General features: G+C 67.9%; 14 protein-coding genes. 11 read left to right on the top strand and 3 right to left on the bottom strand.

Annotation, left to right across the window (positions count from 1 at the left end; translation table 11 throughout):
• The first annotated feature begins 121 nt into the window (after nt 1-121).
• Nucleotides 122-3298, top strand: coding sequence for a TonB-dependent receptor (locus ACZ1H8_RS03875; protein WP_465180071.1), 3177 nt, complete (start codon nt 122-124; stop codon nt 3296-3298).
• A 123-nt stretch (nt 3299-3421) separates the two neighbouring features.
• Here the strand turns inward: ACZ1H8_RS03875 and ACZ1H8_RS03870 are convergent, their stop codons facing one another.
• Nucleotides 3422-4660, bottom strand: coding sequence for an ROK family transcriptional regulator (locus ACZ1H8_RS03870; RefSeq protein WP_465180070.1), 1239 nt, complete (start codon nt 4658-4660; stop codon nt 3422-3424).
• A gap of 247 nt (nt 4661-4907) precedes the next feature.
• Here ACZ1H8_RS03870 and ACZ1H8_RS03865 point away from each other — a divergent pair, with 247 nt between their 5' ends.
• The 7 genes from ACZ1H8_RS03865 (at nt 4908) to ACZ1H8_RS03835 (ending at nt 7895) form a co-directional block, all read left to right on the top strand.
• On the top strand, nt 4908-5804 hold the full coding sequence (locus tag ACZ1H8_RS03865; RefSeq protein WP_465180069.1) for an ROK family protein: 897 nt from the start codon (nt 4908-4910) through the stop codon (nt 5802-5804).
• Nucleotides 5805-5946: 142 nt separating this feature from the next.
• Nucleotides 5947-6090: a hypothetical protein gene (locus ACZ1H8_RS03860; RefSeq protein WP_465180068.1), complete on the top strand. Its 144-nt coding sequence runs from the start codon at nt 5947-5949 to the stop codon at nt 6088-6090.
• Nucleotides 6083-6511 (top strand): hypothetical protein, encoded by a 429-nt coding sequence (locus tag ACZ1H8_RS03855; protein WP_465180067.1) that lies wholly within the window; start codon nt 6083-6085, stop codon nt 6509-6511. Before ACZ1H8_RS03860 ends, ACZ1H8_RS03855 begins: the two co-directional genes overlap by 8 nt.
• Nucleotides 6512-6516: 5 nt before the next feature.
• On the top strand, nt 6517-7059 hold the full coding sequence (locus ACZ1H8_RS03850) for a glycoside hydrolase family 108 protein (RefSeq protein WP_465180066.1): 543 nt from the start codon (nt 6517-6519) through the stop codon (nt 7057-7059).
• Nucleotides 7056-7358, top strand: a complete 303-nt coding sequence (locus ACZ1H8_RS03845; protein ID WP_465180065.1) for a hypothetical protein — start codon at nt 7056-7058, stop codon at nt 7356-7358. The genes ACZ1H8_RS03850 and ACZ1H8_RS03845 overlap by 4 nt, the downstream gene beginning before the upstream one ends.
• On the top strand, nt 7355-7714 hold the full coding sequence (locus tag ACZ1H8_RS03840) for a hypothetical protein (protein ID WP_465180064.1): 360 nt from the start codon (nt 7355-7357) through the stop codon (nt 7712-7714). The genes ACZ1H8_RS03845 and ACZ1H8_RS03840 overlap by 4 nt, the downstream gene beginning before the upstream one ends.
• Nucleotides 7674-7895, top strand: a complete 222-nt coding sequence (locus tag ACZ1H8_RS03835) for a hypothetical protein (protein WP_465180063.1) — start codon at nt 7674-7676, stop codon at nt 7893-7895. Before ACZ1H8_RS03840 ends, ACZ1H8_RS03835 begins: the two co-directional genes overlap by 41 nt.
• Nucleotides 7896-8172: 277 nt before the next feature.
• Here the strand turns inward: ACZ1H8_RS03835 and ACZ1H8_RS03830 are convergent, their stop codons facing one another.
• On the bottom strand, nt 8173-8976 hold the full coding sequence (locus tag ACZ1H8_RS03830; RefSeq protein WP_465180062.1) for an AraC family transcriptional regulator: 804 nt from the start codon (nt 8974-8976) through the stop codon (nt 8173-8175).
• 187 nt (nt 8977-9163) lie between these two features.
• Here ACZ1H8_RS03830 and ACZ1H8_RS03825 point away from each other — a divergent pair, with 187 nt between their 5' ends.
• On the top strand, nt 9164-9913 hold the full coding sequence (locus tag ACZ1H8_RS03825) for a siderophore-interacting protein (protein ID WP_465180061.1): 750 nt from the start codon (nt 9164-9166) through the stop codon (nt 9911-9913).
• A 19-nt stretch (nt 9914-9932) separates the two neighbouring features.
• On the opposite strand, the gene ACZ1H8_RS03820 is transcribed toward ACZ1H8_RS03825, so the two are convergent.
• Nucleotides 9933-10643 carry an arylesterase gene (locus tag ACZ1H8_RS03820; RefSeq protein WP_465180060.1) on the bottom strand — a complete coding sequence of 237 codons (711 nt, stop codon included), beginning with the start codon at nt 10641-10643 and terminating at the stop codon, nt 9933-9935.
• A gap of 17 nt (nt 10644-10660) precedes the next feature.
• Here ACZ1H8_RS03820 and ACZ1H8_RS03815 point away from each other — a divergent pair, with 17 nt between their 5' ends.
• Nucleotides 10661-11359 carry an ABC transporter ATP-binding protein gene (locus ACZ1H8_RS03815; RefSeq protein ID WP_465180059.1) on the top strand — a complete coding sequence of 233 codons (699 nt, stop codon included), beginning with the start codon at nt 10661-10663 and terminating at the stop codon, nt 11357-11359.
• Entirely contained in the window at nt 11356-13881 is a 2526-nt protein-coding gene (locus ACZ1H8_RS03810) for an ABC transporter permease (RefSeq protein WP_465180058.1), read from the top strand. The genes ACZ1H8_RS03815 and ACZ1H8_RS03810 overlap by 4 nt, the downstream gene beginning before the upstream one ends.
• Nucleotides 13882-14018 lie beyond the last annotated feature (137 nt).

Here is a 14018-nt window from a genome sequence, read left to right as displayed (position 1 = left end):
CTTGCGGGCCTAATCCGCCGGAGATACCAGCTGTCGACCACGCCAGCCATTGCTGTGCGTGCGCGACAAGAAATCCCTGTCGAAAAGGGAACGGGCTCGGGTGAGGACAGAAGGGGAACTTATGAAAATTCGTGCAGAACATGACGCTGGCCGGCTGATGAGCCGCGCCGGACTGGGCATCGGCGTTTCGGTGCTCGCGCTGATGTGTGCGGCTCAGCCCGCTTTCGCCCAGACGACGGGCGGCGATGCAGCCACGCAGCAGGCCGATCCGGCCCAGTCGGCCGACGATTCGGGCGAAGCGAATGACATCGTTGTCGTCGGTGTGCGCCAGGCGCTCGCCAATGCGCAGAACCTGAAGCGGAATGCCGACACCGTTGTCGACGCGATCACCGCTGACGATATCGGCGCGCTTCCCGATCGCTCGGTCAACGAGGCGCTGCAGCGCGTTGCCGGCGTCGCGATCACCCGCTTCGCCGCCGCAACCGACACCGCGCACTTCTCGGTCGAAGGTTCGGGCGTCACGATCCGCGGCCTCAGCTATGTCCGCGGCGAGTTCAACGGCCGCGACAGCTTCGGCGTCTCGGGCGGTCGCGAGATCGGCTTCAACGACGTGCCGACCGAACTGGTCGGATCGGTCGAGGTCTACAAGAACCTGACTGCCGACCTGATCGAGGGCGGCATCTCCGGCACGGTCAGCATCAACACGCGCAAGCCCTTCGATTCGAAGGACACGCTGCTGTACCTGTCGGGCACGGTCAATTATGGCGACTATGCCGATCGCAGCGCGCCGGCCGTCGTCGGCCTGTTCTCGAAGCAGTGGCAGCTGGGCAATGGCGGCCGTTTCGGCATCCTCGCCAGCGCCAGCTACAACCAGCAGTTCAGCCGTTCGGACTCGGTCTTCTACTCGGCATTTCTGCCGCGCTATAATGACGACACCAACGGCAACGGCGTCCAGGACGCCGGCGAAGGCCGCGTCCTGAATGCGGGCACCCCGTACGAGTCGACGCTGTGGGACCGCTATCCGGTGCCGGCGGGGCGCGACAGCGTGTTCGTGCCGCTGGGCGCGGGCATGCGTTCGCAGCAGTTCGACCGCACCCGCATCGGCTATGCCGGCGCGGCGCAGTATGAGAATGCCAGCGGCAATTTCCTGGTAACCGCGCAATTCCTGCGCGCCGAGTCGAAGCAGACCTGGCTGGACCGCACGGTCGAGCCGAACGTCTATTATGCCGACGCGAACCAGATCTTCCCGCAGGGCTACAACCCCTCGGCACCGATCGCGGGCCAGAATTTCGCCAGCCCGACCTATGACGAGAATGGCGTCTTCACCAGCGGCACGCTGATCCGGAACGGCGGTGGTCAGTACACGACGCTCGCCAACCGCTTCTTCTCGACCGATGGCGCGACCCAGGACCACACGCTGAACGTGAAGTGGGAGCCGACCGAGCGTCTGCGCCTGAACTTCGACGGCCAATATGTCTTCTCGAAGGGCCGCGACTATGACGACGTGATCGAACTGGCGACCTTCAGCGGCGTGACGATCGACGGCCGCGGCAAGGTCCCGCAGATCACCACGGTCACCCCGGACGGCAGCAGCGTCGCCAGCTATTTCCGCGACCCGACCAAGGTCTTCATCCGCGACGCGATGAACAATCGCACGCACAGCGATGGCGACGAATGGGCCTTCCGCGGCGATGCCGAATATGACCTGTCGGACGTGTCGTTCCTGCGCAAGATCCGCATCGGCGGGCGTTATTCGACGCGCGACCAGACGGTAAAGGCCAACGACTATAACAACTGGGGCGCGGTGTCGGACACCTGGACCTCGGGCGGCATTGCTTCGGTCGATAAATATCAGAACGAGCTTGCCGGCGTGAACTTCCCCAACTTCTTCCGCGGCCAGGCGGTCTCCCCGCCCAGCACCTGGGGCATTCCCGGCCAGCTTCTGACGGATCATGATGCGGTCACCGACCTGCTGCGCCGCGCGACCGCGGCCTCGGGTGGTGGTTACACCCCGCTCGAGGATCGCGGTGCGAACCTGGTAGACGGCTATTTCCGTCCGAACGAAGTCTATCGGACACGTGAGAAGACCTATGCGGCCTATGCGCGGCTGGATTTCGGACTCGACGGTTTTGCCGGTGGCAGCCTGTCGGGCAACATTGGCCTTCGATTCGTTCACACGAGCAGCGTCTCCGAAGGAGCTATTAACTTTCCGGATATCGCGTCAACGCTGGGCGGCTTCCCAACGGTGGCAGCTTTTTGTGCTTCGCCCAACGACTCTGGAACCATTCGCCCGATTTGTACTGTCAGTCCGGAACTGCAGGCTTCAATTGTTGCATTTTCGAACAACGGAACGATCCCGAAGGTCGACAGCCAAAGCTTCGATAAGTGGCTACCGAGTCTGAACATCAAGTATCAGGCGACCGACACGCTACTGTTCCGTTTGGCGGCATCGAAGGCCATTTCACGTCCGGCCTTTACCGATTTGCGCAACTTCATCCGCCTCGAGCCATCGTCAACCAATACGACGGGGACCTATAATTTCTCGTCTCAGTCGCGGAATCCCCTTCTGCGGCCAATTGACGCGAAGCAGGTCGACCTTACCGCCGAGTGGTATTTTGCCAAGGTCGGTTCACTGACCGGGGCGCTGTTCTACAAGCAGCTGTCGAACATCATTCTCGACAATTCCGCTTCTAGCGGCCGCCTGACCAATAACGGCCAGACCTTCGACGTCACGGTCAACGGTCCGGTCAACGTCCCCGGAACTGCGGACATCAAGGGTGCGGAAGTCTCGTATCAGCAGACGTTCGACTTCCTGCCGGGCGTGCTGCGCGGCCTGGGTGCGCAGGCGACCTTCACCTATATTGACGCCGGCAACATTCCGAATGCCCGGCCGAACAACGCGCCGAATGACGGCAATCGTCCGCCGCTCGACGTCGAGGGCATCTACGACAACCTGCCGCTGGCGCAGCTGTCGAAGTATAATGTCAACGTCGCCGGCTTCTACGACCTGGGCGGCCTGTACTTCCGTCTCGCCTATAGCTGGCGGTCCAAGTATCTGCTGACCAACCGCGACTGCTGCTTCCCCTTCCTGCCGGTCTATGCGCTGGCGGCGGGGCAGATGGACGGCTCGCTGTTCTACACGGTCAACAAGCAGTTCAAGATCGGCCTGCAGGTCCAGAACCTGCTCGACGCGACGACGCGGACGACCTTCGTGCTCAACTCGGAAGGCCAGGAAGCGCCGCGCGCCTATTTCAAGAGCGATCGGCAGTTCTCGATCACGACGCGCCTGAGCTTCTGATCCAAGATCCCCCCTTTACGGGGTGGGACGCCAAATGGCGTCCCACCCCGTCTTCGTATCTGGCGCAGATGACACGGGACAGGCGTGACGGGGGCAGGCGCGCGCGGGACCGGGCGCGCGGCCTTAGCGGCCGGTCTGGATCAGGATCGCGTCCGACGGCAGGATATGGTCGAGAAAGGGGAGGATCGCCGCGCCGATCGCGGGCGCGTCGCGTGCCATGACTGCGGGCATGATCCGCGCGCGAGACGGCTGGGGCACGGCGTCGAGCGCAGCGGTCAGGCCGGCCGTCAGCCGCTCGATCAGCGATACCGGCAGGCGCCCGCCGATCAGGATCGCGTCCGGATCGAGCAGGCAGTTGATCGCGACCAGCGGCGCCGTGAGCGCGCGCACCGCATCCTCGATCCACCCCGCCACCACCGGCTCGAGCCGGGGATCGTCGCCTGACAGATCCGCCACGCTCGGCGCGTCGAATCCGGCCGCCTCCAGCCGGGCGAGCAGCGCGGACAGCGATACCGTATCCTGAACCGTCGCGCCGGGGCAGCCGGTTGTGTCGGGCATCAGCCCGATCTCGCCGCTGCGGGCATTGGCGCCGCGATGATAGGAACGGTCGATCACCGGACCGCCGCCAAGCCCTGCGCTGATCAGCAGATAGAAGAAGCTGGGATTGTCGAAGGCGGTACCCGTCTCCGCCTCGCCCAGCGCCGCCGCCGCGGCGTCATTGTCATGATGGACCGGCCAGGGCAGCGCCTCGAACAGGGCCGCCAGGTCGACCGCATTCCACTGGTCATAGCCCGCCGGCTGATGGGGCAGGGTGATGCGCCCCAGATCGTCGGGGATCGCCACGCCGATGCCGAGCACCCGCTCACGGTCGATGCCGCCTTCGGTCAGCAACCCGTCGAGCACCTCGTCGACAAAGGCGACGACGTCCGCCGGCATGGCGAAGGCGACTTCGCGCGTCACGCGACTGCGCACCTCGCCGGCCAGGTCCAATGTCACCAGAGTCAGGTGGTCGCGATCGATGTTGAGGCCGATCCCGAATGCGCCGTCGGGATTGACCTGAAGCCGCAGCGCCGGCTGACCGCGGCCGCCCTTGATCCGGCCGGCCGTGCGGACCAGGCCCATCGCGATCAGCCGCCCGGTGATGTTGGCGATGGTCGGCGCGGTCAGCCCCGTCAGCTGCGCCAGCGCGACGCGCGTGGTTTCCCCGTTGAGGCGAATGGCCTGGAGCACGGTGCGCAGATTATAGTCGCCGGCACGTTCCAGATTGGTCCCCGACAGGCTGCGTGACAGGCGCGAGTCGCGCCCGTCGATCGCGGATGCGTCTGGTCGTGCGCCGACCCTATCCCCCAAATTGCTCCGCATCCCCGTCCCCTAGGCGTCTGTATTTCGTGCCCTCGATCCAGCACTTAGCCCGGTCGAAGGCGATCGTCATGCGGGATCGCTAATTCGGCAACGATATCGCGTCAAAAATATCACAAATTATGTTATTTATTGTGGAGCGGCCGAACCAATCTATGCCAATGCCGATCAGCGACGCGAGGCGGCTGGGCCGAGCAATGAGAAACGGATCGGCTCGCACCGCGCGATGCCGGTCGGAACAGGGAGGGTGATGATCCGGATCGGCATTGATTTGGGCGGCACGAAGATCGAAGCCGCGGCGCTGGACGCCGACGGCAGTTTCCTCGCGCGGCTGCGTACCCCGAACCCCGGCGATTATGACAGCGCCATTCGCGAAATTCGCGACCTGATCGCCCGCGCCGAGGCGGAGGCGGGCAGCGTCGGGACGATCGGCGTCGGCACGCCCGGATCGATCAACCCGCGCGACGGGCGGATGCGCAACGCCAATGCGACCTTCCTCAACGGCCGGACCTTTCGCGAGGATCTGGCCGAGGCGCTGGGCCGCGAGGTGCGCATGGCCAATGATGCCAACTGCCTGGCGCTGTCCGAAGCGGTCGATGGCGCCGCGGCGGGGGCCCATTCGGCCTTTGCGGTGATTATCGGCACCGGCGTCGGCGGCGGGCTGGTCATCGACGGGCGCATCGTCGAGGGCGCCAATGGCATGGGCGGCGAATGGGGCCATGTGCCGCTGCCCTGGATGACGGCCGAGGAGTATCCGGGTCCCGGCTGCTGGTGCGGCCATCATGGCTGCCTCGACATGCTGGTGTCGGGCACCGGGCTGCAGAAGGATTTCACCGCGCGCAGCGGCCGGACGCTGACCGGACCCGAGATCATCGCGGCCGCCCGCGCCGGAGACGCTCATGCCAAGGCGGCCTTCGATGCCTATGTCGATCGGCTGGGCCGGGCGATGGCGATGGTGGTCAACATCGTCGATCCCGACGTGTTCGTGCTGGGCGGCGGAATGAGCAACGTCACCGAGCTGTACGGCGCACTGCCCGCGGTGATCCACCGGTTCAGCTTCGGCGGCAGCTGGTCGGGGCGGATCGTGCCGGCGCAGTGGGGTGACAGTTCGGGCGTGCGCGGCGCCGCACGCCTCTGGAACGATTGATCCCGATGTCCCGGGCGTGTCCCGGGGCTTTTACGGGACTGTCCCGGGATTGTCCGGGGACAGGGGCGCCGGGCTGTGCACTGGGCCCCCTGAACGCGTGAGGAACGCCTAACCCGAGGAGAAACCATCCTCGGGAAAGCCAATGATCGTCATCATCGCCGGCCTGCGCGCCGGACCTGCTCCGGCGACCGGCCTGTTGCCCGCCGCCGCCTCGCCGCCGCCGCACCCTGTCACCGCCGCCACGAGCGGTTCCGGCACGATCGGGGAGGGGGCCGGCCATGTCTGACGCCTCGCCCGAGCGCGATACGCGCTTTCAGTACGAGATCATCAAGGACCTGTCCGCCAGCATCCGCCGCCTCGCGGATTCGATGTCGGAAATGCAGCGTACCCAGGTCACCATGCTCGAGCGGCTGGCGGCGCTGGAGGCGAACAAGGTCGGCGAGTCCGTCGCCGCGCTGGCGATCGATCTCAAGGCGCTCGACGACCGCGTCGACACCCTGTTCCGCGACAAGGACCGGCGCGACGGCGCGATCGGGCTGATCGGCGGCATCCGCAGCTGGTGGCCGGCGCTGATCGGCATCGCCAGCCTGTTCAGCGCGCTCTGGCTGGCCGGCCGGTCGGTCGGCCTGATCCCGGCGCCGCCGGCGACGCTTCCCGTGCCGGTCGCGATCGAGCGCCGCGCCGCAACCCCGACCGAAGGACCCTGATTCCCATGCGAAGCATCGACACCATCATCGAAGAGGTGCTGGCCAATGAGGGCGGCTATGCCAACGACCCGCGCGATGCCGGCGGCGAGACGATGTACGGCATCACCGCCCAGACCGCGCGGGCCAATGGCTATTCCGGCCCGATGCGCGAACTGCCGCGCGCGACCGCGATCGCCATCTATCGCCGCCGCTATGTCGCCGAGCCCGGCTATGCGGCGATCGCCGCCGTCTCGATGCCGGTCGCGGCCGCGCTGGTCGATACCGGCGTCAACATGGGCCCGCCGGTCGCGTCGCGCTTTCTCCAGCGCGTGCTGAACGCCCTGAACGATCGCGGGGACCGCGCCGATCTCGTGATCGACGGCGTGGCTGGGCCGGGGACGCTGGCGGCGCTGACCGGCTTCCTGGCGCGGCGCGGGGCCGAGGGTGAGCGCGTGCTGCTGGCGGCGCTCAACGGTATGCAGGCGGCGCGCTATGTCGAGCTGTGCGAGCTGCGGCCGGCCAATCGCGCCTTCGCCTATGGCTGGCTGCGCACGCGGGTGGCGGCATGAGCGTGCGGCTTCAGCTGGGCGGGCTGATCGCCATGACGATGCTGGCGATGGCGATCCTGTTCCTGATCGGCCACACCTTTGACGGGATGCTGAGCCAGGCGACGCCCGACGGCAAGGTGCCGCTGGCCGATGCCGGGCTGTTCACCGCGCTGCTGCTGTCGTTCCGCGAGGTGCTGGGCGTCATCAAGTCGCTATGGGAACATCAGGACCGCGACAAGCTGACCGAGGCGCTGTCCAACTCGATCCCCGCCGCGCGCAGCGATCCGACCACGACGGACGGCGAGGGGACGGCACCATGACGCGCCTGTCGAAGCTGCTGGTCGGCCTCGGGCTGATCGTACTCGTCCTCGGCATCCTGTGGCTCAATTCCTGCCAGTCGGCGCGCACCGCCCGGACCGAGGCGAAGCTGAACAAGGGCCAGGCCGATGCCGCGGTCCGATCGGGCCGCGACGCGGTCGACACGGTCGGCAACCGCGCCGCCGCAGACACATTGGGCGACGCCCTGACACGGGAGAATGACGATGCGATCCGGGGTGCCGAGGGTGCTGACGCGCCTGTTGCCGATGGCGTGCGCGATGCCGGTCTTGCCGGGCTGTGCCGCCGCGCCGCCTATCGTGGCGACCCCCGCTGCGTGCAGCACGCTTATCCCCGATAGCTGGCGCCAGGGCGTCCCCGGCGCCGCGCTGCCGGTCGGCGGAGTGGTCGGCGACTGGATCGCCTTCGCCGACGCCCAGACCGGTCAGCTCGACAAGGCCAATGGCCGCACGGCGGACACGCTGGCGATCATCGAGCGGTGCGAGGCGCGGGACAGGGCGGCGGTGAAGCGGGCGCGGTAGGGGACAGGTTTACCAGCGCTGCCATCGCCCAGGCTGAGGTGCCCACCCACAACCGTCACCCCGGCTGAAATGCCGGGGTCCACCCGTCCTCCATCCCAGAGCTACGGGGGCCAGAATAAGTCGCCCAGAGCGTCTCCACGCCGCGAGAGCCTCAGGTGCGGGATGTGCCGCACCGTGGACCCCGGCACTTCGGCCGGGGTGACGGGGGGTGTAGGGGACGCGCCAAACGCGGGTGGCGGAGTGGGCGCGCCAGGTTGGCAAGCTTTGCAGACATGCCCTACCGCGCGTGTCGCTCCGCCATGTACCGACCGGGCGAGGTGCCCAGCGCCTTGCGGAACATCGTGACGAAGCCGGGGACGCTTTCATAGCCGAGGTCGCCGGCGACCTGCTGGATCGATGCGCCGGCGGCGAGCCATTTTACGGCCAGCACGACCGCCAGCTGCTGGCGCCAGCGGCCGAAGCTCATGCCGGTCTCGCGGCTGATCATTCGCTCGAGCGTGCGTTCGCTCATGCCGGCGCGGACTGCCCAGCATGCCAGCGTCGCGCGGTCGGCGGGGGTGGCGATCATCGCCTCGGCAATCTTCCTGAGGCGCGCGTCGGTCGGCATCGGCAGGTGCAGGTCCTCCACCTGCGCGGTCGCGAGTTCGTCGAGGATGACCGCGACGAGGCGGCTGTTCGCGCCGCCTTCCTCATAGAGATAGGGCAGGTGCGCCGAGCGGACGAGGAGTTCGCGCAGCAGCGGCGTGACCGACACGGTGCGACAGGTCTGGGGCAGTCCGGCGCCCTCTTCCGAACCGAAAAAGGCGTTGAAACCCAGAAGCGCGCCCGTCGCCCGGACCGCGTGAAGCGCGCCGCCGGGGATCCACAGTGCGCTGCCGGGCGGGACGATCCACAATCCGCCCTCGACCTCGCAGCTGAGCGCGCCGCGCTGGACCAGCAGCAGCTGTCCCTTGGCGTGGCGATGGAAGTCGAGTTCGAACCCGCCCATGTCGGAAATCTCCGCGCCGAATGCCACGATCGGGCGCGACACCTCGTCGGGTTCCATCCACTGCGACATATCGAGATCGGTCAGCATCGGCATTCGGGTTTCCCCAAGAGGATGATCGGATTGGCGGGATCAGAAAATAATCTGGCCAGCCTTCTTAATGACGCCAGTGCAGGCGCCGGGTATCCGATCATCACCGCCCCGTCGAGGCGCTTTCGCCCGGCCCGCCAGTTTGAGGATCGACGATGATGCAATCGACCCGCGCTCGCTTCGCAAGGCCCGCATGATGGGCGCGATCGAACCGACGCCAATCTCCGGGCGCAGGGTGCCCGGCCGGCTGGACCGGGCGCTGATCCGGCTGCTGATGAAGCCGGCGACGATCGTTGCGAGCGAGGAGGTCGCCAAGGGCTTTCGCCTGGTCACGATGGAGGGACCGGCGCTGCAGGGCGTCGCCTGGACCCCGGGGCAGAAGGTGCAGGTCGCGATGGGATCGGCGTTCGTTGCGCGGACCTATACGCCGATCGAATGGAATCCCGTGGCGGGGCGCGCCTGCATCCTCGGCGTCACTGACGGCGGCGGGCCGGGGAGCCGCTGGCTGAGCGACGCGGCGCCCGGGGACCGGTGCGACATCTTCGGCCCGCGCGCGTCGCTCTCGCTGGACCGGATGTCGGGGCCGCTGGTGATCTGCGGTGACGAGACCTCGCTCGGCCTGGCCTATGCCGCCGTCTATCATCTGGGCGGATGGGACGTGTCGATCCTGCTCGAAGTCGCCGATCTCGAACGCGCGCAGCAGGTCGCCGCCGCGCTGGGCCTGCGCCACATCTCGCTCGTCGCCCGGCGTGCGGATGACGGCCATATGCCGGCCATGGCCGACATGCTGCTCGAACAGGCGGACCGGGGCGCGTCCTTCGCGCTTACCGGGCGCGGACAGGCGATCCAGGCGCTGCGGCGCACGTTGAAAGAGCGGCAGGTCCCGGCAGCGCGCATCGCGACCAAGGCCTATTGGGCGCCGGGCAAGACCGGGCTCGACTGAGCCCCGACTGAGCTCAGACTTACTGCTGCGCCAGCGCCCTCGCGACCACCGGCTCGACCTTCGTCACGATCCTGTCGATGCCCTGCGCCGTGGGATGGACCCGGTCGTCCTGCATCAGCGTGCGGTCGGTCACCACGCCGTCGAGGAAGAAGGGGTAGAGCGCGGCGTCATAGCGTTTCGCCAGGTCGGGATAGATGGCGTTGAAGCTGTCGGCATAGTCCTTGCCCATATTCGGCGCGGCGATCATGCCGGTCAGCAGGATCGGGATGCCGCGCCGCTTCAATTCCTCGCAGATCGCGGTCAGGTTCTTGCGCGTCTCGGCAGGGTCGATGCCGCGCAGCATGTCGTTGCCGCCCAGATTGACCATCACCAGATCGGGCTTGCGCTCCAGCCCGTCGAGCGTGAAGGCCAGCCGGCGCAGTCCCGCCGCGCTGGTATCGCCCGAGACACCGGCATTGCGCACGCTGGCGGCGATCCCCTGATCGGCGAGTGCGCGTTCCAGCCGGGCGGGGAAGCTTTGCTGCTGGGTCACGCCATAGCCGGCATAGAGGCTGTCGCCGAACGCGACGACCAGCCGCTGCTCGCCGATGCTGGCTGTCGCCGTGCCGTTCTGCGGGGCCGTATCGCTAACATTTTCCTGCCGATTTGGGACATTATTCCCGTCCGAACATGCCGCCAGCCCTTGGAGCAGCAGCAGTGTGGCCGCATATGGCGCAAGTCTGTTGGACAAGGATGTCACCTTCCCTAATGTCGATCGATCCGAACGCGGATATCGCAATCCGCGCACGCAATGTCACCCTGACGCTCGGTTCGGGCGAGGCGCCGACCGAAATCCTGAAGGGGATCGACCTCGACATCGTACGCAGCGCCAGCGTGGCGATCCTGGGTCCGTCGGGGTCGGGCAAGTCGTCGCTGATGGCGATCCTGTCGGGGCTGGAGCGCGCCAGCGGCGGGACGGTGAGCGTCGCCGGCATCGCCTATGACACGCTGGACGAGGACGGGCTGGCGCGGGCGCGGCGCGGACGCGTCGGCATCGTGCTGCAGGCGTTTCACCTGCTGCCGACCATGACTGCGCTGGAGAATGTCGCGGTGCCGCTCGAGCTGGCCGGCGCGGCCGATGCGTTCGATCGCGCGGCGGCGGAACTGGAGGCAGTCGGGCTGGGGCATCGCCTGACCCATTATCCGGTGCAATTGTCGGGCGGCGAGCAGCAGCGTGTCGCGATCGCCCGCGCAGTAGCAGGGCGGCCCGACATCCTGTTCGCCGACGAGCCGACCGGCAATCTGGACGGCGCGACCAGCGGGGCGATCGTCGACCTGCTGTTCGACCGCCAGCGCGCCGCGGGTGCGACGCTGCTGATCATCACTCATGATCCTGCGCTGGCGGCGCGGTGCGACCGGGTGCTGACGATGCGCGACGGCGTCATCGTCGCGGACGGCGCCGCTTGAGCGCGGCTGCGCTTGGCTGGCGGGCCGCATGGCGGATCGCGCGGCGCGACCTCAATGCCGGCTTTCGCGGGTTGCGGCTGCTGCTCGTCTGCCTGTTCCTGGGCGTGGCGACGCTGGCGACGATCGGCAGCCTGACCGCGTCGATCACCAGCGAATTGTCGTCGCGCGGCCAGGTGCTGCTGGGCGGCGATGTCGAGGTGGCGATGACCCAGCGCCAGGCGAGCCCGGCCGAACATGCCGAACTTGCCCGGCTGGGAACCGTCAGCGACACGATCCGCACCCGGGCGATGGCGCGCCGCGCGGCGCCGGTCGCGGGTGCGCCGGAGGCGGTGCTGACCGAGTTGAAGGGCGTCGATCCGCGCTATCCGCTCTATGGCGCGGTGACGCTGGCGCCCGGCGTCTATGCGCCGCTTGCGCCCGATCAGGTGGTGATCGGCCGCGCGCTTGCCGAGCGGCTGCTGCTGCGCGTCGGCGACACGCTGCGCTATGGCGAGGCGGCATTCCGCATCGCCGCGATCCTGGATCAGGAGCCCGACCGGGTGGGCGAGGGATTCACTCTAGGCCCGGTCGCGATCGTGTCGCTGGACGGGCTGGCGCGGACCAAATTGATCCAGCCGGGCGCGCTGTACGAGACCAAATACCGCATCCGCCTGGCGCCCGGCCGCAGTCCCGAGGCGGCGGTCGCCGCGCTGAAGGCGAAGTTCCCGAGCTCCGGCTGGGAATATAAGGACCGCGACCGCGCCGCGCCGGGGGCGGTGCGCTTCTTCGAGCGGATGGGCCAGTTCCTGTCGCTGATCGGGCTGGCGGCGCTCGTCATCGCCGGGATCGGCGTCAGCAACGGCGTCGCATCCTATCTGGCGCAGAAGCGCGGCGGGATCGCGACGCTCAAGATCCTGGGCGCCAGTTCGGCCGATATCAGCCGCATCTATCTGCTCCAGATCGGCGCAGCGACCGCGGTGGCGGTGCTGGCCGGGCTGGTCGCCGGCGCGGTGCTGCCGCCCGCCTTCATCGCGCTGGCCGGCGACCTGCTGCCGGTCACGCCGGGCATCGGCATCCATCCGCTGCCGCTGTTGACCAGCGCCGCCTATGGCGTGCTGATCGCGCTTGCCTTCGCCCTGCCGCCGCTGGCGCGAGCGCGCGCGCTTCCGGTCGCGGCGCAGTTGCGCAGCGGCGTGGAACAGGGACTGCGGATCGATCGCCGCACCGCGCTGCTGGTCGGCGCGGCCGGAGCGGCGGTGGTCGCGCTGGCGCTGGGGACCGCGCGCGAGCCGCTGTTCGCCGCCGCCGTTCTCGGGGCGATCGCCGCGACCTTGCTGGTGCTGCTGGCGATCGGCGCGCTGATCCGCTGGGGCGCCGCCCGGATGCCGCGGCCGCGCCGTCCGCTGCTGCGCCTTGCCATCGCCAACCTGTATCGGCCGGGCGCGCAGACGGTCGCGCTGGTGATCGCGCTGGGGCTGGCGCTGACCCTGTTCGTCACGCTGGCGGCGATCCAGACGAGCCTGAATACCGAGATGCAGCGCGCCGTGCCGCAGCGCGCGCCCAGCCTGTTCATACTCGATATCCCGTCGGAATCGCGCGAGCGGTTCGACGATGTCGTCCACGGCGCCGCGCCCGAGGCGCAGATGAACATCGTCCCCTCGCTGCGTGGGACCATCACCGCCTATGGCAAGACGCGCGTGGCCGACCTCCAGACCCTGCCCGAGGGTGCCTGGTTCCTGCGCGGCGAGCGCGGCGTGACCTATGCCGAGACGCTGCCGCAGGGGAGCGAGCTGGTCGCCGGCACATGGTGGCCGCGCGACTATGCCGGCCCGCCGCTCGTCTCGCTCGACCGCGAGGCGGCACGGACGCTGGGCCTGAAGGTCGGCGACCGGATGACCGTCAGCATCCTGGGCCGCGAGATCGAGGCGCGGATCGCCTCGCTGCGTCAGGTCAATTGGGACACGATGGGGTTCAACTATATCATCGTCTTCTCACCCAACACGCTGATCGCCGCGCCGCACAGCCTGACTGCGACGATCGACGTCGATCCGCGCCACGAAGGCGCGGTGTCCCGCGCGCTGCTCGGCACCTTCCCGTCCGCCTCGATCATCGCGGTCAGCGAAGTGCTGGGACAGGTGCGCACGATCGTCGACCAGATGGCGACCGCGATCCTGCTATCGGCGTCGGTCGCGATCCTGGCGGGCATCGCGGTGCTGATCGGCGCGATCGCCGCGGGGCGGCAGGCGCGGACCTATGACAGCATCATCCTCAAGACCCTGGGCGCGACCCGCGGCCAGATCCTGGCGGCGCAGGCGCTGGAATATGCTTTGCTCGCGCTGATCCTGACCGGGCTTGCGCTCGGGCTGGGGACGCTGGCCGCCTGGTACGTCATCACCGGCGTGTTCGAATTCCACTGGACGCCCGACTGGGCGGTGGTGCTGGCGACGCTGACAGTGGGCGCAGTGCTGACGCTGGGGATCGGGCTGATCGGGTCAATCCCCGTGCTTTCGGTCCGGCCGGCGCAGGCGCTGCGGCGACTCTGAGTTCTCGACCCGCCGGTTCATCTGGCCCCGCGCTCGCTGAGTCGCCCCGTCGTGCACCAAACGATCCCGCATGCCGTGAACGTTCCCAAATTCAGGTAGCGCTAACAGTGCAACCGATTGGATTGTCAGGAAATCCT

This window comes from Sphingomonas sp. BL-S-25 (assembly GCF_055521555.1).
The sequence above is the reverse complement of the archived record's forward strand: the minus strand, read 5'-3'. Positions and strand labels throughout refer to the sequence as shown.